This window comes from Oceanicoccus sagamiensis, from assembly GCF_002117105.1.
GTDB lineage: Bacteria > Pseudomonadota > Gammaproteobacteria > Pseudomonadales > Dasaniaceae > Oceanicoccus > Oceanicoccus sagamiensis.
The window spans coordinates 2,194,897-2,215,652 of sequence record NZ_CP019343.1; the positions used below are offsets into that span (position 1 = coordinate 2,194,897).

Here is a 20,756-nt window from a genome sequence, read left to right on the forward strand (position 1 = left end):
AATAGTATGGGGTAGGGATTATATTCTTATTTGTTGCTCCAGTGCATTCTATTGGGCAGTAATTTCCCCATGCCAATACGCCGGCCCTGTTGCAGTGCCTGCCAGCAAAATTGCTGAGCTTGTTGAATCGACTCTGCCATACTCAGGCCATGAGCCAGATAAGCGCTAATGGCCGCACTGAGTGTGCTGTTAGCGCCATAATAACGATGGGGGAGGCGGTCCCATTGATAGGATTGACAGCTGCCATGCTCTGAAAACCAGTGTTGGGTGATTTGGCTATTAGAACTATCATCGCCAATAATCAGCAGGTTATCGCAGCCATATTCCAGTATTTCCTGGGCGCAGGCCGAGAGCGTATCGGCGCCCGGGGCTAAGCCTAAAGCGGCTTCTTTACTGAGCACTACTATATTCGCCTGCGGTAACAATAAGGCGGCAAGTGCACTGCTCATACCCAGATCGTCGGGGTTGAGCTTAGGGTGTAACAAAACCGGAATATCCGGATAATCACTAAGAATGGTATGTATCGCTTCTATATGACTGATGCTGCCCGGTTCGCCAATATTAAACAGGTTGATTTGAATATCTTCAAGCAAAGCTCTGGCCTGCTCTATTAACAGGGCGGTATCGGTCGCCAGGGTATCTTTTAGGGAGTGAGTATCTCTGGCTGAGAGTTGGCTGATAATGGGGGTGCAGTGGCAGCCCAGGCTGGAAAGTGTCTCAATATCGGCTGAAATACCTCCCCCGCCGCTGGGGTCGTGATCAGTGATACTCATCACTACCGGGGTGTTAGTTATGATCTCGGTCATCGTTAATAGCCCCTGATTCAAAATACACTCAATAGCTAAGCAAAAGGTTTTACCACCACTAATATAACTACAGCAAACAAAATCAATACTGGCAACTCGTTAAACCAGCGATAGAAAATATGGCCATGACGATCGCTATCCTGTGCTAGTTTTTTCACATAATGCCCACAGCTAAGGTGATAGGCAATGAGGCCCAGAACCAGCAGCAGTTTGATAATGAACCATATTGAGCTCCAGTAATAGTCCCAATTATAGCTCAGTAGCCACGCCCCCAATATGACACTGGTTACTGCAAACATCGACATAAAGCGGTACAGCTTACGTTCCATAATTTTGAAGTGTTCACGGGTGGTTTGGTCTTCTGCCATGGCGTGATAGACAAATAGGCGTGGCAGATAAAAAATACCGGCAAACCAGCAAACAATAGAAATAATATGGAAGGCTTTAACCCACAGCATAATAATAAACCGTTAAAAAGATTGGGGGGTGTTATTGTGTTTTTCGATATCAGCACGGGTAATGATACCCAGGTCAAGGCTGCTGACCGGGGAGCGCCCGCCAGTTAGATACCCTGAAACATAGAGTGTATCCACTTCATGTTTATTCATCACCGTCAGTGCTTCCCGCAGTGTGGCCTGGATATGCAGTTCCATCACCTGTTCAGTATGTGCCCCGGTCAATTCAATCAGTGGGCCGGGGTCAGTCTTTAAGCGGGTTTCAATATGTTGCCTTAAGTCGTCACCGTGGCTGAGTTGCAGCTTGTCATCATTACCGCCAATTACATACCAGAGGTAGGGCTTCTCGGCCAGTGTTTGGGCTTCTTCCAGAGTTACCTGATTCATGGTGGTGGCGATATTACGCTGCATGATACTGGCAACGCTGGTGCGTTGCAGGGCCAGGCTTACCGGGTCAGTAGGCAGCAATTGTTTAAGTTGAAACAGCGCTGTTTGGTGTGCGGAGCGCTGTTTAAAAATTTCACTATTGGTAAGCGTTGCCACCGTAATAGCCAGCATGCCCGGGAAAATCATCGTGGTATTATTGCTTAGCTCCAGTAGTGCCATTAGGGCTGCCAGCGGAGCATTTAACACTGCCCCCATCATGGCGCCCATGCCTAGCAGAACATAAAAGCTGCGTTGTGAGGAGAGCTCCGGGAAAAAATAAGCCCCCAGACCGCCTAGTGCGCTACCAATACAAGCACCGATTAAAATATTAGGGCCAATTAACCCAATCGGCATTCCCATGCCTGTGCTAACTGCGGTGGCAATAATCTTGGCGGCAATCAGGGCAAACATCAATTGCAGAGAGAGCTCGCTGTTTAGTGCTGCATTCAGGCTGTCATAGCCAATACCCATCACCTCGGGCACCATCAGCGCGCAGCAGCCGGTAACCAGCCCAGCCATCGCGAAGCGCTGCATAATAGGCCTGTCGGCAAAGTGCAGGCTAAGCTTAAGGATTTTCATAAACAGGGCGGCGCAGCTGCCGATCACCAGGCCAAGGAAAATAATAAAGGGCACTTCCCACAGGGAGGCCATCTCAATCGCGGGGATATCAAAGAGCAGATCTCCGCCATAAATCGCCCGGCTCATAATCGTGCCGGTAATTGCCGCCAACATCACCGGGATAAAGCCGGCAACGGTATATTCCATCATAATCACTTCCATAGCGAAGATAACGCCGGCAATAGGGGTGTTAAAGGAGGCGGCTATAGCCGCGGAAGTACCGCAGCCCACGAGCATCCGTATGCTGTTATTTGGCAGGCGCAGTTTTTGTCCGATCAGGCTATTGGTGGCGGCTCCCAGATGAATAGCAGGGCCTTCCCGACCCCCGGACTGCCCGGTAATAACCGCTAGGGCACCACCAAAAAACTGCACCAGAGCATTCTTTAGCGGCAAATGGCCGTGATCGACATGCAGCCGGGTCAGTACATGGACGATGCCGGTTCGGGTGTCGGCTACCGCCATTTTTCTAAGGATAAAGCCTAGTAGCAGGGCGCCACTCAAGGGAAGGGCAAAGTGTAGCCAGTTAGGCAGGGCCTCAAAGTTATCGGCATCGCCGCCAGGCAGCCACAGGGAGGAGGGGGTTTCAATCAAATAGCGAAATAACAAAATTACCAGTGAGCAGGAAATACCCGACAGTACACCTAAAATGGATAGGTGTATTAGCGAGTTAGCATTGGCCAGTCGGTGGCGGGTGTCGCGTAACCAGTGATAGTGCATAAATTGTGAGGGTATTCCCGGTCGCGGGCTAAGGTATTGTGATCAATAGCTTACGATTGTTTTTTGATTGCTTTATTATAACGTATCTTGAGAGCTTGTTCGGCAGGCTTTCTATTCAATCGATAAATGGTGGATATAACAGTGGTTAAGGTAGGTATTGTAGGGGGCACAGGGTATACCGGTGTCGAATTATTGCGGATGTTGGTCAGTCACCCGGATGCCGAGGTGGTAGCGATTACCTCCCGTGCGGAAGAGGGTCTCAGAGTTGATGAGCTATATCCCAGCCTGCGCGGCCATCTGGATATTCGTTTTTCCCACCCTGATCCTGCCGTATTGGCGCAATGTGATGTGGTGTTTTTTGCCACTCCCCATAATGTCGCCATGAATATGATGCCGGAGTTATTGGCTCTGGATACCCGCGTGGTTGATTTGTCGGCTGATTTTAGAATCCGTGATCATCAATTGTGGTCGCAGTGGTATGGCGAGCCCCATGCTTGCCCGGAATTATTAGCGGAGTCTGTCTATGGGCTGCCGGAGTTTAACCGTGCTGCCATCAAAGATGCACAATTAGTTGCCTGTCCGGGCTGCTACCCAACCTCGGTGCAGCTAGGCTTATTGCCATTATTGGAAAATCAGTTGGTTGATAACCAGCGCTTGATTGCCAATGCTGCCTCGGGTGTCAGTGGCGCTGGTCGTCAGGCTAAAATCGATAATCTTTATGCGGAAGTGAGTGATAGCTATAAAGCCTATGCGATTCCGGGGCATCGTCATCTGCCGGAAATTGAGCAGGGGCTAAAAGATATCAGCGGTTCGGACGTGCAGCTAACCTTTGCGCCACACCTGGTGCCAATGGTGAGAGGTATGCATTCAACCCTCTATGCTGAGTTGGTCGATAGTGCTGTTTCGTTAGAAGAAATTCAGTCCTTATACGAGGAGCGTTATGCTGACGAGCCTTTTGTTGATGTGTTGCCTGCGGGGAGCCATCCACAAACCCGAAGTGTAAAAGGGCCAATCACTGTCGGCTGGCCATTCATCGTCCGCAAAATCGCGACACGATAGTGGTGCTGTCTATTATCGATAATTTGGTAAAAGGGGCCTCTGGCCAGGCTATCCAGAATATGAATATTATGCTGGGGCTGGATGAGTCCGCTGGTCTTAACACTGTGGCATTAATGCCCTAAGGCTTAAGGCTAAATTCCCATGACTGAAGTGACAGGAAGCAAACAGTACCGTTCCATCGTTGTGCAGGACAGGCCTGCGCAACGGCGCATAACCATCGCCAGTATTGTGATGATTATGGTGGCCATAGCCCTATTGGCTTATTGGTATGGTGGCTTATCCATTAAGGCTGATTATCAGGAGCTGTTAGCCGCCCATGAAAAGGCAGTTAAGCAATTAAGTTTGGTTGAAGCCCGCTATGATGATGCCAGCCAGCAATTAACCAATGCCAAGCTCGGGTCTGATATTGATAGAGAGGCGGTTAACGACGTTCGCACCACCGTCAGTGAGCATAAAGAAACCATCAACCAATTAAATGAAGAGATTAATTTCTACAAAGGTTTAATGGCACCGACTGAGCGTGAGCGCGGTTTAGGTATTCGCAGTTGGGAAATTTACCTCGGTAGTGAGCCCAACCGTTTTCAGTATAAATTAGTGCTGCAACAGTTGGCTTTAAAACATACGGTATTAAAAGGTACTGTGAAGGTGAATATTGTTGGCAGGCGCAATGGTGTTGAAGAAACCTTATCGTTGGATATTTTGTCCGAACAGGTTGATAAAATATTAAAGCTGCGATTCAAATACTTCCAGTATTTAGAGGGTGAGCTAATCATTCCTGAAGGCTTTACGCCTGACCGGATTGATATTGTCGCCAAAGCAACATCACCTAAGGCTGTCACTGTTGAAAAGCAGTACGGCTGGATTGTTCAAAAATAGGCAAGCAATAATCGTTGACCCAGGGGAATAACATGGCATTTCAAAGCGGCAATTCAACCACCTTGATCTCCAAAGATTCGGAAATTATCGGTGATATAAAATTTAGCGGTGATCTTGAAGTACAGGGCCTGGTTCGCGGCAATATCCACGCAAGCAGTGATAATAAGGCGACGGTGCGTATTGTTGAAGGCGGCCGCGTAGAGGGGGAAATCCATGCCCCCAAAGTGATTGTTAATGGCCATGTTAAAGGTGATGTCCATTGCTCGGACCATGTTGAATTGGCGGCTAAGGCCAATGTGGATGGCAATGTACACTACAACCTGATTGAAATGGTCAAAGGGGCACAGTTAAATGGCAACCTGGTTTATGCGGGGGCTGCCGCGAAATTGGCTGGGGTAGAGGCCATATCTGGTAATAATCAACAGGCAGGTTAGTTGTTTGTGGTTATTAGTTGACTGTAATAGTCAGGCTTTAGCATAATCGTGTTCAGTATTGTTATTTAGAGGTAAATTTATGTCAGCCGCCGAGATGTACACCCCACAAGCGCTGATTCTAACCGAAAAAGCCATTGCCAAAGTAAAAGGCCTGGTCGAAGAAGAGGCTAACGACGAGCTTAAATTGCGGGTCTTTGTGACTGGTGGTGGCTGTTCGGGCTTCTCCTATGGTTTTACCTTCGATGAAATTGTGGCCGATGATGATACGACGGTTGAGACAGAGGGGGTGACCGCCTTGCTTGATCCTATGAGTTACCAGTATCTGGTCGGTGCCGAAGTGGATTACGAGGAAGGTTTAGGTGGCTCACGGTTTGTTATCAATAACCCGAATGCAGATACCACCTGCGGTTGCGGTGCCTCCTTCTCAGTCTAAAACCCGCAAGGAAAAATAATGGTTAAAAGCTTAGCCCTACTGTGTTTTTCCTTATTGTCCCTTTGGGCTCAGGCGCAGGCATTTATTCCTGCCCAGGTTCAGGCGGGCTCCCCCAAATACCTTGCAGAAATAGAAGTACATTCTTCTAAAGAGCTTTATGCTTTATTGTCACGAGCCGAAGCGCTGCTTGATGATGGCAGGTTTAAAGCCGGTGTCGATACTCCAGTAGCTTTTGTATTGCATGGTGCTGAGGCCAGGTCTTTATTGCGAGCCAATTATTCCTCCAATAAAACGTTGGTAGATTTAGCGGCGCGCTTAACTGCTTTTGAAGTGGTGGATATAAAAGTCTGTAAAAGTTGGATGGGGGTAATGGTCTGGATGATAATCAGCTGCCGCCGTTTATTGGTACTGTCCCTTTTGGGCCAGGCGAAGAACGTCGATTAATGAATGAAGAACATTACGTGTATTTTTAAACGCTTAAACGTAATAGACCGCGCCTAAAATTACGGTTTCTTTTGCCCCTGTTGCTGTCACTAAATTAGCGTGATTTCTTTCCAGTGTTTGCTTTGCCAGCCAGGCAAACGCAGCGGCTTCTACCCATTCCGCTGGCACACCAAGCTGTGACGTATTGGCAATAAGTTTTGGGTGTGCCAATGCTTCCAGTCTTAGCATAAGTTGGCTGTTGTAAGCACCTCCACCGCAAATATACACTTCATTGGCAGTGCCAGGTAGTTTATTGATCTCATCATTGAGAGTTTGTGCGGTAAATTCCAGTAGCGTTGCCTGAATATCTTCCGCGCTAATGGTCATGTCGCCAATAGTTTTTTCCAGCCATGGCAAATTAAAATCTTCTCGGCCAGTACTCTTGGGTAGTGAGTATTGCAAATAAGGGTGGCTCATCAGTTCGGCGAGTAAGGTTGTATTAACTTTTCCGGTGGCTGCCCACTCTCCCGCTTTATCATAATTTTTTTGCTGGTGCTTATTGATCCAGCTATCCATCAGAATATTACCGGGGCCAGTATCAAAGGCTAGATTATCACCATTGCTGCCAAGATAAGTAATATTTGCCATACCGCCAATATTAATAATGGCACGGTTATGCTGCTTTGAAGCAAAAGCGGCTTGATGAAATCCGGGCGCTAAAGGTGCGCCTTGTCCGCCCGCGGCCATATCCTTGCGACGAAAATCAGTAACCGTGGTAATACCTGTTTCGTAGGCAATAGTATTGGCGTCACCAATTTGTAGCGTAAAAGGAAGCTGGCATTGTGGCCTGTGACGAATGGTTTGGCCGTGGCTACCAATTGCTCGAATATCTTTCGGGTTAATTTGGCTCTGTTTTAATAGGGCTTTTGTTGCTTTGGCAAATTCATGCCCTAGCGCCCTGTCAGCTTCGCCCATGCGGTCAATTTCATTGTCGCCGGGCAGGCATAACGAAATTAATTGCTGTCGGAGCTGTTCGGGAATGTGATAATCAATGGAGTCGATCAGTTGAAAACTTTGATCGCTAAGCTCAATAACAGCAGCATCAATACTGTCCAGGCTGGTTCCGGACATCAGGCCAATATATAAGTTGGAAGAAGATGCCCTGTCGGTGCTCATTACAGAGTAGAACTACCAGTGAGTTGATCGGCTTTGGCTAAACTGCGGTGATTGTTATAGGCCGCCAGCTGCATTTGTAAACCACCAATTTGAGCCAGAAAGGCTTCTTTATCTTTACTGGCAATACTTTTGGCTTTAGGTAGTTTTTTCAAAATAGTGCGAGGGTTGCGGTGCACCCCGTTCACTAAAAATTCATAGTGAAGATGTGGGCCGGTAGCATATCCGGTGGAGCCTACCCAGCCGATAATTTGTTTCTGTTTAACCTTTTGACCTTTGCGAACGCCACGCTTGTGTAAGTGTAGATACTTGGTCGTATATTTTGTGCCATGGTTGATAAAAACATAATTGCCGTTGGCTTTGCTATAACCTGCTTTGGCAACGCGGCCATCGCCTGCGGCATAGACTGGCGTGCCTCGTGAAGCCGCATAATCAGTACCGCGATGAGGCTTGGTCGTTTTGAAAACCGGGTGCAGGCGTTTCATATTAAAGCCGGAGCTAATACGGGTAAAATCCAGTGGCGCGCGTAAAAACGCTTTGCGCATGCTGACACCCTCTTTGTTGTAGTATCCCACACTGCCATCAGGGTAAACATAGCGATAAGCTGTATAGGTTTCACCGCGGTTAGTAAACTGGGCGGCGAGAATAGGGCCGTTACCTGTTTTTACATCGTCGAGAAAATTTTCTTCATAAAGAATGGTGAAGTTGTCACCGCTGCGTACATCGTAAACAAAATCGATAACACCGCCAAAAATATCCGATATCTCCATAATAAGGTTTTGTGACAGGCCGACATTTTGTGCAGATCGGTAGAGCGATGACGTAATCACTGCGCTGCTATAATTTTGGCGGACTTCTGGTTCCCTGCGGATATGAGTGGTAATAAACCGGCTGTCTTCTCGTGTATACAGGGTTGTTTCAAGGCGGTTTTGGATATGCTTTAGAGCCTGCAGTTGTCCTTCGTCATTAACTTGTATCGCCAGTTTTTGCCCTGGGTGAAGTTTTAATAGCTGCTTTGAGTCTTTGCTATTGCTGACAATATCGTACACATCGGAGGCGGATAGGGCGTTACGTTGAAAGATTTTTGACAGATTGTCGCCGCTGCGGACCACGTCTTCTTTCCAGGGTAGGGCGGGATCTTCAGCCGGCAACTGCTTGCTGGTATTTTTGGCTTCCAGGTTCAGCTCTACCGGTGTGCTAACGCGGGTGGCTTCAGCGTTCTGGCCGGGTATCAATAGCAGGGATAAAAAGACCACGGCCACAGCAATGCTTGCGATAGCAAGGTGCTTGCGGGGGTATTCGGCCACAATCTGGCTTAGTGGCTGCTGCTGTTTTCTATCTTCTGGCTGCATATCTGGCTTATCGGTTCTTAGTACGGTTTCTAGTAATACGTCCTAACTAGTGGAAGTATAACAAAAAATAGTTAAATCCCTGCATTTGGCAAGGCACTCTCTATAAAGTTGAGAGCCTCTTCACTATTGTTTCTACTTATGCAAAGTTTGCATTTGTAGCGAGTTGCGGTATCGTGCGCGCTCTTTGCGGGCGCATAGTGAGGCTTTTGAGGCCGATTATCAATCAGGGTTTACCGCATTGAAGTACGTAAATATTTTGCATTTAGATGCATATTCAGACAAGTGTTTATAAGAGTAGGTAATAAAGAAATATGTCGATAGAGGGTAAAGAGCTGATAGCGGACCTGCAAGCTCGTGGGTTAATTGCACAAACTACCGCTGACCAGGAGCTTGAAGAGCACCTGACGGGAGAGAGCCGCACCCTGTATTGTGGCTTTGACCCTACAGCGGATAGCCTCCATATAGGTAGTCTGGTGCCCTTGTTGACCCTAAAGCGTTTTCAATTGGCGGGCCATAAGCCGCTGGCTCTGGTTGGCGGGGCGACGGGCTTGATTGGTGACCCCTCCTTTAAAGCAGAAGAGCGCAAGCTCAATACTCCGGATATCGTTGCCAATTGGGTGGATAAGTTAAAGACTCAGGTTAGCCGCTTTATTGATTTTGATTGTGGTGCTAGCTCAGCGGAGGTGGTGAACAACCTGGACTGGATTGGTGAAATGGATGTGCTTAGCTTCCTGAGGGATATTGGCAAGCACTTCCCGGTTAACCAGATGATTAAGAAGGAATCGGTAAAGCAGCGCATTGAGCGGGAAGGTGAGGGTATTTCCTTTACCGAATTTACTTATATGATTTTGCAGTCGCTGGATTTTGCTGAACTCTATAAGGCCAACCAATGTACCTTGCAGATTGGTGGTTCTGACCAATGGGGTAATATCACCGGTGGCGTTGAGCTAACCCGTCGTCGTTATAGTGGCCAGGCTTACGGTTTAACATTGCCGTTAGTGACTAAAGCTGATGGCACCAAATTCGGTAAGACAGAGAGCGGTACCATTTGGTTAGATAGCTCTAAAACCTCCCCTTATGCCTTCTACCAGTTCTGGCTTAATACGGCAGATGCGGATGTTTATAAATTTCTTCGCTACTTCACCTTCCTTTCCATTGAGCGCATTGAAGAGATCGAAGCACTGGATAAAGAAATCCAGGGTCGTCCACAGGCCCCGGGTGTCCTTGCGGAAGAGGTTACAAGCCTGGTTCATGGAGATGAAGGGCTAGCTGCGGCCAAGCGCATTACAGAGGCGCTATTTACCGGTGATCCTTCACAGCTTTCCGAAGATGACTTGCAGCAATTACGTTTAGACGGCTTACCGGCCAGTGATTTAAAAGCTGATGATCTTGTGGATCGCCCTCTAACGACACTGTTGAGTGAGTGTGGGATGGCCAAGGCGGGTCGCGAGGTAAAAGATGCTTTAGGCCGAAATGCCGTATTTATTAATGGTGTTGCCAAAGGGATGGCTGATAACGGCGTTTCTGCGGAGTGTTTTGCCAAAGAGAATGCCCTTTATGGTCGTTTCTTTATCGTAAAGCTCGGTAAAAAGAAGTACCACCTCTTAGAGTTGGTGTGATCTGATATTGTTGACTGGCCGCCCGACCCTGTTGGGTGGCTAATATTTACTCTCCCCTCCCACTAAATAGTTGATTATTTAAGCGTTTTTCCACTTTTTTAACTATTTTTGCAATAAACCTTCAGAAGCCGTTGACAGTAAATCTTGCATCCCTATAATGCGCGCTCTCTTCGGGTATGACCCGTTAGAGAAAGCGGCATCCCACTGGTAAAACAGTCTGAAGTAAATTAATTAAATTTATTTTTAAAAAGGTGTTGTCACGGTGACTTATCTCTGTATAATTCGCCTCCCTGTCACGGCAAGCACAAGCTTGTGCGCGACAGAAAAGCCTTAGAGTCCTGGCGACCAAGGCAGCTCTTTAACAGATTGGATCAAGTAATTCGTGTGGGCGCTTGTGAGCTGATAATGACAATAAATTATTATCAGGAAACAAGTGACTTACACGCAGCAAATATATTTATTTGAAGCGATTATGAAACTTAATTCCTGAGCCTAGGATTTTGGATTGTGAAGTGAGGTAATCACGTAACAGTCCCATCATGTACTTATTAATAAGTTACTGATGTAAAAGATTAAACTGAAGAGTTTGATCATGGCTCAGATTGAACGCTGGCGGTAGGCTTAACACATGCAAGTCGAACGTGAAAGCTCTTCGGAGTGAGTAGAGTGGCGGACGGGTGAGTAACGCGTAGGAATCTACCTAGTAGTGGGGGACAACATGTGGAAACGCATGCTAATACCGCATACGCCCTATGGGGGAAAGTGTGGGACCTTCGGGCCACACGCTATTAGATGAGCCTGCGTAAGATTAGCTAGTTGGTGAGGTAAAGGCTCACCAAGGCGACGATCTTTAGCTGGTCTGAGAGGATGATCAGCCACACTGGGACTGAGACACGGCCCAGACTCCTACGGGAGGCAGCAGTGGGGAATATTGCGCAATGGGGGAAACCCTGACGCAGCCATACCGCGTGTGTGAAGAAGGCCTTAGGGTTGTAAAGCACTTTCAGCGAGGAGGAAAGGTTGTACGTTAATAGCGTGCAGCTGTGACGTTACTCGCAGAAGAAGCACCGGCTAATTCAGTGCCAGCAGCCGCGGTAATACTGAAGGTGCAAGCGTTAATCGGAATTACTGGGCGTAAAGCGCGCGTAGGCGGCTTGTTAAGTCGGATGTGAAAGCCCTGGGCTCAACCTGGGAACTGCATACGATACTGGCAAGCTAGAGTATGGGAGAGGGCTGTGGAATTTCTAGTGTAGCGGTGAAATGCGTAGATATTAGAAGGAACATCAGTGGCGAAGGCGGCAGCCTGGCCCAATACTGACGCTGAGGTGCGAAAGCGTGGGGAGCAAACAGGATTAGATACCCTGGTAGTCCACGCCGTAAACGATGTCTACTAGCCGTTGGGGAACTTGATTCCTTAGTGGCGCAGCTAACGCACTAAGTAGACCGCCTGGGGAGTACGGCCGCAAGGTTAAAACTCAAATGAATTGACGGGGGCCCGCACAAGCGGTGGAGCATGTGGTTTAATTCGATGCAACGCGAAGAACCTTACCAGGTCTTGACATCCCGAGAAGTTACTAGAGATAGTTTCGTGCCTTCGGGAACTCGGTGACAGGTGCTGCATGGCTGTCGTCAGCTCGTGTCGTGAGATGTTGGGTTAAGTCCCGTAACGAGCGCAACCCTTGTCCTTAGTTGCTAACAGGTTAAGCTGAGAACTCTAAGGAGACTGCCGGTGACAAACCGGAGGAAGGTGGGGACGACGTCAAGTCATCATGGCCCTTACGACCTGGGCTACACACGTGCTACAATGGCCAGTACAAAGGGCTGCAAAACCGCGAGGTGGAGCTAATCCCATAAAACTGGTCGTAGTCCGGATTGGAGTCTGCAACTCGACTCCATGAAGTCGGAATCGCTAGTAATCGTGAATCAGAATGTCACGGTGAATACGTTCCCGGGCCTTGTACACACCGCCCGTCACACCATGGGAGTGGGTTGCTCCAGAAGTGGCTAGTCTAACTGCTTGCAGAGGACGGTCACCACGGAGTGATTCATGACTGGGGTGAAGTCGTAACAAGGTAGCCCTAGGGGAACCTGGGGCTGGATCACCTCCTTAACTTATTTGTCTTATAGGTTTGCAAGCGTTCACACGAATTACTTGATCTGAACTGGTAGTAATAGCGATACCCGGAAAGGGTCCACAGACCTAATATAAAGGGTTTAAAACTTTATAGGCCTGTAGCTCAGCTGGTTAGAGCGCACCCCTGATAAGGGTGAGGTCGGCAGTTCAAGTCTGCCCAGGCCTACCAATCTTCTGATTCTAGAAAGATAAAAGTCTTATCGATGGGGCTATAGCTCAGCTGGGAGAGCGCCTGGTTTGCATCCAGGAGGTCTGCGGTTCGATCCCGCATAGCTCCACCATTTTTTTAAGATGAAAATCCAAATGTAACAACCTTCCTGCTATTACTAAGTAAAGAGACCAGAAAAAAGATGTCTGTGTTTAGATGTTTTCTTTCTGGTTTTTTAACGACCAGATGTTCTTTAACAAGGTAGATAAGCTGATTAAAACTGTTAACTATATTATTCCTTATATAGTTGACGCGTTGATTGTTCATCCTAGCCGATGAATGATTGACAGATTTAATAAGATTACGGTTGTGATGACTGTATGACGATTAAATCACTGTAATTTCTCAAGTGTAAAAACTGTATGATCCGGCGATCATAAAACAAGCTATTTGAATTTAAGTCCTCAAATAGTCTTGCTAAGTTTCTTGGTAAGCTATGTGATGAAGTGTTGACGCTCTTGCTGTTTAAGAGAAGAGACTACTTGATTATATGGTCAAGCGACTAAGCGCATACGGTGGATGCCTTGGCAGTTAGAGGCGATGAAGGACGTTGGAGCCTGCGAAAAGCATTGGTGAGGTGGCAACCAACCGTTATTAACCAATGATGTCCGAATGGGGAAACCCACCTTTCATAAGAAAGGTATCCCGCACTGAATACATAGGTGTGTGGAAGCGAACCCGGAGAACTGAAACATCTAAGTACCCGGAGGAAAAGAAATCAACCGAGATTCCCCTAGTAGCGGCGAGCGAACGGGGACTAGCCGAGCGATGTAAATTAGTGGAACAGTCTGGAAAGTCTGGCGATACAGGGTGATAGCCCCGTACACGAAAATGATCATCGACGTATTAAGTAGGACGGCACACGTGTTATGTTGTCTGAAGATGGGGGGACCATCCTCCAAGGCTAAATACTCCTAACTGACCGATAGTGAACCAGTACCGTGAGGGAAAGGCGAAAAGAACCCCGGAGAGGGGAGTGAAATAGAACCTAAAACCGTATGCGTACAAGCAGTGGGAGCAGACTAGTTCTGTGACTGCGTACCTTTTGTATAATGGGTCAGCGACTTAAGGTCTGTAGCAAGGTTAACCGTTTAGGGGAGCCGTAGGGAAACCGAGTCTTAATAGGGCGAATTAGTTGCAGGCTTTAGACCCGAAACCCGGCGATCTAGCCATGGGCAGGTTGAAGGTGCCGTAACAGGCACTGGAGGACCGAACCGACCTATGTTGAAAAATGGGCGGATGACCTGTGGCTCGGAGTGAAAGGCTAATCAAGCCGGGAGATAGCTGGTTCTCCTCGAAATCTATTTAGGTAGAGCGTCATGTCTTACCCGCGGGGGTAGAGCACTGTTTCGGCTAGGGGGTCATCCCGACTTACCAACCCGATGCAAACTCCGAATACCGCGGAGTACAATCATGGCAGACACACTACGGGTGCTAACGTCCGTTGTGGAAAGGGAAACAACCCAGACCGCCAGCTAAGGTCCCAAATAGCAATTAAGTGGGAAACGATGTGGGAAGGCCCAGACAGCTAGGAGGTTGGCTTAGAAGCAGCCATCCTTTAAAGAAAGCGTAATAGCTCACTAGTCGAGTCGGCCTGCGCGGAAGATGTAACGGGGCTAAATTGCTAACCGAAGCTGCGGATGCATATTTATATGCATGGTAGAGGAGCGTTCTGTACGCTGTTGAAGGTGAACCGAGAGGTTTGCTGGAGGTATCAGAAGTGCGAATGCTGACATGAGTAACGATAAAGGGGGTGAAAAACCCCCTCGCCGGAAGACCAAGGTTTCCTGTCCCATGCTAATCAGGGCAGGGTTAGTCGGCCCCTAAGGCGAGGCAGAAATGCGTAGTCGATGGGAAACAGATTAATATTTCTGTACTTCTGCATATTGCGATGGAGGGACGGAGTAGGCTAGGCCAGCGCGGCGATGGTTGTCCGCGTTTAAGGTTGTAGGCTGGTGACTTAGGTAAATCCGGGTCGCTAAGGCTGAGAGCTGATGACGAGTGTTCGTAAAGAACATGAAGTGGTCGATGCCATGCTTCCAAGAAAAGCTTCTAAGCTTCAGATATGTAGGAACCGTACCCCAAACCGACACAGGTGGTCAGGTAGAGAATACCCAGGCGCTTGAGAGAACACTGGTGAAGGAACTAGGCAAAATGGTACCGTAACTTCGGGAGAAGGTACGCCGGTTTTGGTGATGGGACTTGCTCCCTAAGCTGAGGCCGGTCGAAGTGACCAGGTGGCTGCAACTGTTTATTAAAAACATAGCACTCTGCAAACACGTAAGTGGACGTATAGGGTGTGACGCCTGCCCGGTGCCGGAAGGTTAATTGATGGGGTTAGCTTCGGCGAAGCTCTTGATCGAAGCCCCGGTAAACGGCGGCCGTAACTATAACGGTCCTAAGGTAGCGAAATTCCTTGTCGGGTAAGTTCCGACCTGCACGAATGGCGTAATGATGGCCACGCTGTCTCCACCAGTGACTCAGTGAAATTGAAATTGCGGTTAAGATGCCGTATACCCGCGGCTAGACGGAAAGACCCCGTGAACCTTTACTATAGCTTCACAGTGGACTTTGATATGGTCTGTGTAGGATAGCTGGGAGGCTTTGAAGCAGTGGCGCTAGCCATTGTGGAGCCAACCTTGAAATACCAGCCTGATCATCTTGAGGTTCTAACTCAGCTCCATTATCTGGAGCGAGGACATTGTGTGGTGGGTAGTTTGACTGGGGCGGTCTCCTCCCAAAGAGTAACGGAGGAGTACGAAGGTGCGCTAATCACGGTCGGAAATCGTGAGGTTAGTATAATGGTACAAGCGCGCTTGACTGCGAGACTGACAAGTCGAGCAGGTACGAAAGTAGGTCATAGTGATCCGGTGGTTCTGTATGGAAGGGCCATCGCTCAACGGATAAAAGGTACTCCGGGGATAACAGGCTGATACCGCCCAAGAGTTCACATCGACGGCGGTGTTTGGCACCTCGATGTCGGCTCATCACATCCTGGGGCTGAAGCCGGTCCCAAGGGTATGGCTGTTCGCCATTTAAAGTGGTACGCGAGCTGGGTTTAGAACGTCGTGAGACAGTTCGGTCCCTATCTGCCGTGGGCGTTGGAGAATTGAGGAAAGCTGCTTCTAGTACGAGAGGACCGAAGTGGACGAACCTCTGGTGTTCCGGTTGTATCGCCAGATGCATTGCCGGGTAGCTACGTTCGGACAGGATAACCGCTGAAAGCATCTAAGCGGGAAGCCCCTTCCAAGATAAGTTCTCCCTAACTCCTTGAGAGTTCTAAAGGGCCGTCGAAGACTACGACGTTGATAGGCTGGGTGTGTAAGCGTTGTGAGGCGTTGAGCTAACCAGTACTAATTGCCCGTGAGGCTTGACCATATAATGAAGTGGTTTTACCCCTTTGTTGTATGGGCAACCTAGAAACATGATGATTGCACCAACGGATCATACTGAAAGAAACGAAAGAAATTACAGAATCGATTAGCTTATTTACCACCCTATTTGGAAACCGACTATAGCAGCTCATTAAGAGCGTAAGACAAAGGTCGATCCAAGCCAGTTTGCCTGGCGACCATAGAGACATGGAACCACCTGACCCCATCCCGAACTCAGTAGTGAAACGTGTCCTCGCCGATGGTAGTGTGGACTTTGTCCATGTGAGAGTAGGTCATCGCCAGGCTTCAATCTATAAAAAAACCCCGTAGCATGAACATGCTACGGGGTTTTTTTATATATTGGATGCGAGGAGTTAATCTTCCGTAAAGCAAGCCGCAGGCTTGCCATGTGACAACCCCTTTGTGGGGTTGGTGCGTCGAAGACGTCGCGCAGCGATTGAAAGCACCGCTTTCAGCACACTGTAGGTTCTCCCGGAGCACAATGCAGCCTTCAAAACCTGTTCAGCGTAGGGTGGATTGCAATCCACCATCACGCCCAGGTGCACAAACAAGGTGGATTATAATCCACCCAACAAAGCTCGTTATCAGTGTTTAAAGGGAAGGGATTGAAAGCACCCAACACATTGGAGGTTCTCCCAGACACCAACCACATGCCTTCAAAGCCTGTTCACCGTAGGGTGGATTGCAATCCACCATCACGCCCAGGTGCAAACAAGGTGGATTATAATCCACCCTACACAGCTCGTTATCAGTGTTTAAAGGGAAGGGATTGAAAGCACCCAACACATTGGAGGTTCTCCCAGACACCAACCACATGCCTTCAAAGCCTGTTCACCGTAGGGTGGATTGGAATCCACCATCACGCCCAGGTGCAAACAAGGTGGATTATAATCCACCCTACACAGGCTGTTTAGGTCACTCCGGCTCCCTCTGATTCCCCAATCAAGCTAAGGGTGATACTAAGAAATACAAATTACATTAACCGCCATTCCCTCAGGAATAACGTAAAAAGGAAAATATCGTTCAAAAAACATACGAAAATACGAGAAATATCAAAAAAAAATCAAAAGATAGCGCGTTTATACAAGTGCCAGCGAAAAAAGTGTTTTAGTATATCTTTGTGCTTAGGAAGCACATTGTCAGGGAGGGCCATCAGGATGATGGAGCACCAAGGAGGGTGAGATAGTGGAGACTACCCCTCCCTGACATACTTTTTAAGGTTCGCTACTAAAACATTCCCCAGGGCCAAACCATTTCCTGGTCCATTGCTGAATAAATCTTACCGATCGTATTACTGCTATCTATACTTTGCACAATGAGCGTAGCAAGGTCTTCACGGGTGATTACGCCTATCACGGTCGGATCTTCGGTTAACAGCCCCTTTTGTGTAGCTGGCGCGTTCTTAAGAGCTCCCGGCCGAATAATGGTGTATTCAAGCCCGCTTGTTGTTAATGTATCTTCAGCCTTACTTTTAAGTGCAATGATATCTGCCAGCATTTTTTTTGAAATCCAGGGGATGCCAGCATCACTCTTACCAACACCTATGGTTGAGACCATAATCACCCGAGAATTGCCTGACGCCTTGGCAGCATCAAATACATTCTTATTGCCGATAAAGTCCGGTGGCGTCTCGCATTTAAAACAGCCTAGTGTGGTTAAAATGGCATCGTAGTTTTTTCCTGTTAGTGCCTTTGCTACATCGTCAGGGCTTAAGGCGTCACCAGTAATTAGTACACTATTAATTGCCTTTAGCTCGGTGATATCAGAGCTGGGCCTTACAAATGCGGTTACGGTATCTCCGCGTCGGCTTAATAACCTGGCGGTTTCTAAACCGGTGCCTTTGCTGGCACCAAAAATAAGAATATTTTTACCACGGTTTGATTGGCGGTCTTTATCAAAGGTGGCGAGATCAATGTCGGTGCGCTGTACGCAACCACTGATAGTTACGGCAATCAGTAACAGAAATATGGATAAGTTAATTTGTTTACGCATAGCTAGCCTTCATTGTTATATTTATTGGAGCCCACGGAGGTAGAAACCATACAGCAAACACTCCGTTAGAGAAAAGACACAGCATCAGTTTTCTTTGCTATGATCGCCAGCAAATCGAAATAATGGATAAGTCATGTCATTAGAAACCTTATTAGCGGTACTTGCTGACGGAGAATTTCATTCCGGCGATGAGTTGGGCGGCGTGCTTGGCGTGTCGAGAACCGCTGTGTGGAAGCAGCTTAAAAAGGTTGAGGAGTTAGGCCTGCCACTGCAGTCTATTAAGGGCAAAGGTTATTGCATTGAGGGTGGCCTTGACCTGTTATCCGCTTCTGCTATTCAGCAAGGTTTAACGGCTGATATCAGTTCCCTAATCGGGGATATTGATGTCAGGGGTGTTATCGATTCAACCAGTGTTGTTGCTATGGAAAAAGCAGTTCAGGGCAAAAAAGGCTATATCTGTGCCGCCGAGCAGCAAACGGCGGGAAGAGGTCGGCGCGGCCGAGCCTGGGCTAGCCCTTATGCCAGTAATTTATATTTCTCCGTAGTCTGGGAATTTAGTGGCGGTGCAGCCTCTTTAGAAGGTTTGAGTCTGGCGGTAGGTGTGGCGGTTGTGGATGCTTTAGAGAGATCAGGGCTTTCAGGGGCTCAATTAAAGTGGCCTAATGATGTACTGTATCAGGGCAGGAAATTGGCTGGTGTCCTTTTAGAGATGACCGGGGACCCTTCAGGTAATTGTCATGTGGTGATAGGTATTGGTCTCAACGTCTCCATGCCAGCATCAGTGAGGATTGACCAACCCTGGATTGATATCAGGTCGGTTAACAAAGAGGCCGCAAATCGTAATCAACTATTGGTTGCTATATTGAACGAGCTGATGCCATTGCTGGCAAGTTTTGAGGGCCAGGGTTTTAGTGCTTACCGTGATCGCTGGCAGTCCCATGATGCCTTTGCAGAAACCGAAGTGGCAATGACCTTAGGGGTCGATGTTGTTGTAGGTAAGGCTGTTGGTGTGGATGCTACCGGCGCGATTATGATTGAGACAGCCTCCGGTATCCGCAAGTTTAATGGTGGTGAAGTCAGCTTAAGGGCGGCAGGCTAAGCATGATTCTTGAGTGTGATATAGGTAATACCCGTTGCAAGTGGCGCGTAGTCGATGGCGATCAGGTGGTCGAGCGCGGGAGCTTTGCCCTGGCTGATGGTTTTGAGAACCTTGTCCTGACGTCTCAGCCTAAGCGCGTTAGAGTGGCCAGTGTGGTTGAGGGTGATAACCTGGCGGGCTTCACCCGTTTTTGTGCGGAGAGAGGTTTCAGTCCGGAGCTCGCCCATTCAACTGCCGAGTCTGCAGGGGTAGTTAGCGCATACAATGAGGCGGCTAAACTGGGTGTTGACAGGTGGCTGGGTGCAGTAGCGGGCTATAAGAGAATCCAGGGTGCCGTATTGGTTATTGATGCAGGTACGGCCTTAAAGGCAGATTTGGTTTCAGCTGCTGGCCAACATCTGGGCGGCTATATTGCCCCTGGCATCGCGCTGATGGAATCCAGTTTATTGGCAGGTACCGATAAGGTTCGATTTGATCGACAGGATTATACAGCAGGCGTGGCGTTTGGTTGTGCCACCGCTGATGCCGTTAATGCCGGTATGCTGGCTGCCCAAGTAGGTGCTGTAGCCGTAGCGATTGAGGAAGCAAAGAGGCGCATTCCTGAAGGTTTTGCCATACTGCTGACAGGTGGCGACTCCGTATCTATTTATAAAGCGCTTGGCGAAGCCCATGAGATAGAGATAGTGCCAGAGCTGGTACTTGATGGTTTACAGTGGCTATTGCCCTAAGAACAGACTGAAGGACACAGACGTGCGTTGGATATTCATTGTTTTATTGATGTGTAACGGAATTTACTTCCTATGGCAGAATTATTTATTGCAGGGGGCTATCCCCGCTGTAATGTCGCAGTCTGTGGCAGTTGGTTCTGCTGAAGCAAGGCTTGTGTTGTTGGCAGAGGTGGAGGATATGCCCACAGCTCAGCCTGTGCTTGTGGCACAAGAGGTTGCGGCTGAGGTTAGTCCTGTACCCGCCGATAGCGCTGCAAAGGCGGGTTCCGAGCTGGTTTCGGCCCCTGCTGACCCTGGTATTTGCTGGCAGATAGGTCCTTTTAGGGAAGAGGTGAGTGGTAAGCAGGTTGTGTCCCGTCTGGCTTCTCTGGATATCGCGCTAAAGTTAGAGTCTGTTGAAATTCCCGGAAAACCCGATTATTGGGTGCATTTGCCACCACAGGTGTCACGCAAAGCCGCTATTAAGCTGTTGCGAGAGCTTCAGGCCAAGAAAATAGACAGTTTTCTGATTACTGAGGGGGAGTTGGCCAACGGTCTGTCACTGGGCTTCTTTACGGAAGAAGTTCGTGCCAGGAAGGTCTATGACCAGCGAGTTAAGCAAGGCTATGGTGCTCAGATCAAGGTTGTTCCCCGAACTTATACTGAATTATGGGCGGTATTTGAGGTGGGTGAATACGGGAAATTTTCTGATGCTTTGTGGGAAACCATCAAGGAAGGCAATAAGGGACTAGAAAGACGAAAAAACTACTGCGATAAGATTGCGTCGGCCGACAACTTCGACTAGAATGCCCGCCTCGTTGAAAATGAGG

The 20,756-nt window shown here is 48.4% G+C and carries 14 protein-coding genes, 2 tRNA genes, 3 rRNA genes and 1 pseudogene; 14 read left to right on the forward strand and 6 right to left on the reverse strand.

The window, feature by feature from the left end:
- Positions 1-26: 26 nt before the first annotated feature.
- From thiD to BST96_RS09985, 3 genes are read right to left on the reverse strand one after another with little or no spacing between them, the layout of a single operon-like run.
- Positions 27-806: a bifunctional hydroxymethylpyrimidine kinase/phosphomethylpyrimidine kinase gene (thiD, locus tag BST96_RS09975; protein ID WP_085758569.1), complete on the reverse strand. Its 780-nt coding sequence runs from the start codon at positions 804-806 to the stop codon at positions 27-29.
- 35 nt (positions 807-841) lie between these two features.
- Positions 842-1,264, reverse strand: a complete 423-nt coding sequence (locus BST96_RS09980) for a CopD family protein (RefSeq protein ID WP_085758570.1) — start codon at positions 1,262-1,264, stop codon at positions 842-844.
- A 12-nt stretch (positions 1,265-1,276) separates the two neighbouring features.
- Complete coding sequence (locus tag BST96_RS09985) at positions 1,277-3,022, reverse strand: chloride channel protein (protein WP_085758571.1); 1,746 nt, start codon at positions 3,020-3,022, stop codon at positions 1,277-1,279.
- A 141-nt stretch (positions 3,023-3,163) separates the two neighbouring features.
- On the opposite strand from BST96_RS09985, the pseudogene argC reads away from it, so the two are divergent.
- The 5 genes and pseudogenes from argC (at position 3,164) to BST96_RS10010 (ending at position 6,268) form a co-directional block, all read left to right on the forward strand.
- Positions 3,164-4,203 (forward strand): annotated as a pseudogene (argC, locus tag BST96_RS09990) (N-acetyl-gamma-glutamyl-phosphate reductase).
- Positions 4,204-4,222: 19 nt separating this feature from the next.
- Positions 4,223-4,957: a DUF6776 family protein gene (locus BST96_RS09995; protein WP_085758572.1), complete on the forward strand. Its 735-nt coding sequence runs from the start codon at positions 4,223-4,225 to the stop codon at positions 4,955-4,957.
- A 32-nt stretch (positions 4,958-4,989) separates the two neighbouring features.
- Positions 4,990-5,391 carry a bactofilin family protein gene (locus tag BST96_RS10000; RefSeq protein ID WP_085758573.1) on the forward strand — a complete coding sequence of 134 codons (402 nt, stop codon included), beginning with the start codon at positions 4,990-4,992 and terminating at the stop codon, positions 5,389-5,391.
- 79 nt (positions 5,392-5,470) lie between these two features.
- On the forward strand, positions 5,471-5,824 hold the full coding sequence (gene erpA / locus BST96_RS10005) for an iron-sulfur cluster insertion protein ErpA (protein WP_085758574.1): 354 nt from the start codon (positions 5,471-5,473) through the stop codon (positions 5,822-5,824).
- Positions 5,825-5,842: 18 nt separating this feature from the next.
- Positions 5,843-6,268, forward strand: a complete 426-nt coding sequence (locus BST96_RS10010) for a hypothetical protein (protein WP_085758575.1) — start codon at positions 5,843-5,845, stop codon at positions 6,266-6,268.
- Between the two features lie 33 nt (positions 6,269-6,301).
- On the opposite strand, the gene BST96_RS10015 is transcribed toward BST96_RS10010, so the two are convergent.
- A complete protein-coding gene (locus BST96_RS10015) occupies positions 6,302-7,423 on the reverse strand; it encodes an anhydro-N-acetylmuramic acid kinase (RefSeq protein ID WP_085758576.1) in 1,122 nt (373 codons plus the stop codon).
- Positions 7,423-8,772, reverse strand: a complete 1,350-nt coding sequence (locus BST96_RS10020) for a peptidoglycan DD-metalloendopeptidase family protein (RefSeq protein ID WP_085758577.1) — start codon at positions 8,770-8,772, stop codon at positions 7,423-7,425. The genes BST96_RS10015 and BST96_RS10020 overlap by 1 nt, the downstream gene beginning before the upstream one ends.
- Positions 8,773-9,083: 311 nt before the next feature.
- Here BST96_RS10020 and tyrS point away from each other — a divergent pair, with 311 nt between their 5' ends.
- The 6 genes from tyrS (at position 9,084) to rrf (ending at position 16,412) form a co-directional block, all read left to right on the forward strand.
- On the forward strand, positions 9,084-10,391 hold the full coding sequence (tyrS, locus tag BST96_RS10025) for a tyrosine--tRNA ligase (protein WP_085758578.1): 1,308 nt from the start codon (positions 9,084-9,086) through the stop codon (positions 10,389-10,391).
- 574 nt (positions 10,392-10,965) lie between these two features.
- Positions 10,966-12,501, forward strand: a 16S ribosomal RNA gene (locus BST96_RS10030).
- 116 nt (positions 12,502-12,617) lie between these two features.
- Positions 12,618-12,694, forward strand: a tRNA-Ile gene (locus BST96_RS10035).
- Between the two features lie 36 nt (positions 12,695-12,730).
- Positions 12,731-12,806: transfer RNA gene (locus tag BST96_RS10040), tRNA-Ala, on the forward strand.
- A gap of 419 nt (positions 12,807-13,225) precedes the next feature.
- Positions 13,226-16,111 (forward strand): 23S ribosomal RNA (locus BST96_RS10045).
- Between the two features lie 185 nt (positions 16,112-16,296).
- Positions 16,297-16,412: ribosomal RNA gene (rrf, locus tag BST96_RS10050) — 5S ribosomal RNA — on the forward strand.
- Together the 16S, 23S and 5S rRNA genes with 2 tRNA genes alongside form the textbook arrangement of a ribosomal RNA operon.
- A 943-nt stretch (positions 16,413-17,355) precedes the next feature.
- On the opposite strand, the gene BST96_RS10055 is transcribed toward rrf, so the two are convergent.
- Positions 17,356-18,120: an SDR family oxidoreductase gene (locus BST96_RS10055; protein ID WP_085758579.1), complete on the reverse strand. Its 765-nt coding sequence runs from the start codon at positions 18,118-18,120 to the stop codon at positions 17,356-17,358.
- 133 nt (positions 18,121-18,253) lie between these two features.
- On the opposite strand from BST96_RS10055, the gene birA reads away from it, so the two are divergent.
- From birA to BST96_RS10070, 3 genes are read left to right on the forward strand one after another with little or no spacing between them, the layout of a single operon-like run.
- On the forward strand, positions 18,254-19,219 hold the full coding sequence (gene birA / locus BST96_RS10060) for a bifunctional biotin--[acetyl-CoA-carboxylase] ligase/biotin operon repressor BirA (RefSeq protein WP_085758580.1): 966 nt from the start codon (positions 18,254-18,256) through the stop codon (positions 19,217-19,219).
- Between the two features lie 2 nt (positions 19,220-19,221).
- Complete coding sequence (locus tag BST96_RS10065; protein ID WP_085758581.1) at positions 19,222-19,947, forward strand: type III pantothenate kinase; 726 nt, start codon at positions 19,222-19,224, stop codon at positions 19,945-19,947.
- A gap of 22 nt (positions 19,948-19,969) precedes the next feature.
- Complete coding sequence (locus BST96_RS10070; RefSeq protein WP_157117923.1) at positions 19,970-20,731, forward strand: SPOR domain-containing protein; 762 nt, start codon at positions 19,970-19,972, stop codon at positions 20,729-20,731.
- Positions 20,732-20,756 lie beyond the last annotated feature (25 nt).

Bases quoted from the DNA above. Each gene is read 5' to 3' on its own strand.
- BST96_RS09995 (WP_085758572.1), top strand. From the start codon at position 4,223: ATGACTGAAGTGACAGGAAGCAAACAGTACCGTTCCATCGTTGTGCAG.
- BST96_RS10000 (WP_085758573.1), top strand. From the start codon at position 4,990: ATGGCATTTCAAAGCGGCAATTCAACCACCTTGATCTCCAAAGATTCG.
- BST96_RS10065 (WP_085758581.1), top strand. From the start codon at position 19,222: ATGATTCTTGAGTGTGATATAGGTAATACCCGTTGCAAGTGGCGCGTA.
- BST96_RS10055 (WP_085758579.1), bottom strand. From the start codon at position 18,120: ATGCGTAAACAAATTAACTTATCCATATTTCTGTTACTGATTGCCGTA.
- BST96_RS10010 (WP_085758575.1), top strand. From the start codon at position 5,843: ATGGTTAAAAGCTTAGCCCTACTGTGTTTTTCCTTATTGTCCCTTTGG.
- thiD (WP_085758569.1), bottom strand. From the start codon at position 806: ATGACCGAGATCATAACTAACACCCCGGTAGTGATGAGTATCACTGAT.
- erpA (WP_085758574.1), top strand. From the start codon at position 5,471: ATGTCAGCCGCCGAGATGTACACCCCACAAGCGCTGATTCTAACCGAA.
- tyrS (WP_085758578.1), top strand. From the start codon at position 9,084: ATGTCGATAGAGGGTAAAGAGCTGATAGCGGACCTGCAAGCTCGTGGG.
- birA (WP_085758580.1), top strand. From the start codon at position 18,254: ATGTCATTAGAAACCTTATTAGCGGTACTTGCTGACGGAGAATTTCAT.
- BST96_RS10015 (WP_085758576.1), bottom strand. From the start codon at position 7,423: ATGAGCACCGACAGGGCATCTTCTTCCAACTTATATATTGGCCTGATG.
- BST96_RS09985 (WP_085758571.1), bottom strand. From the start codon at position 3,022: ATGCACTATCACTGGTTACGCGACACCCGCCACCGACTGGCCAATGCT.
- BST96_RS09980 (WP_085758570.1), bottom strand. From the start codon at position 1,264: ATGCTGTGGGTTAAAGCCTTCCATATTATTTCTATTGTTTGCTGGTTT.
- BST96_RS10020 (WP_085758577.1), bottom strand. From the start codon at position 8,772: ATGCAGCCAGAAGATAGAAAACAGCAGCAGCCACTAAGCCAGATTGTG.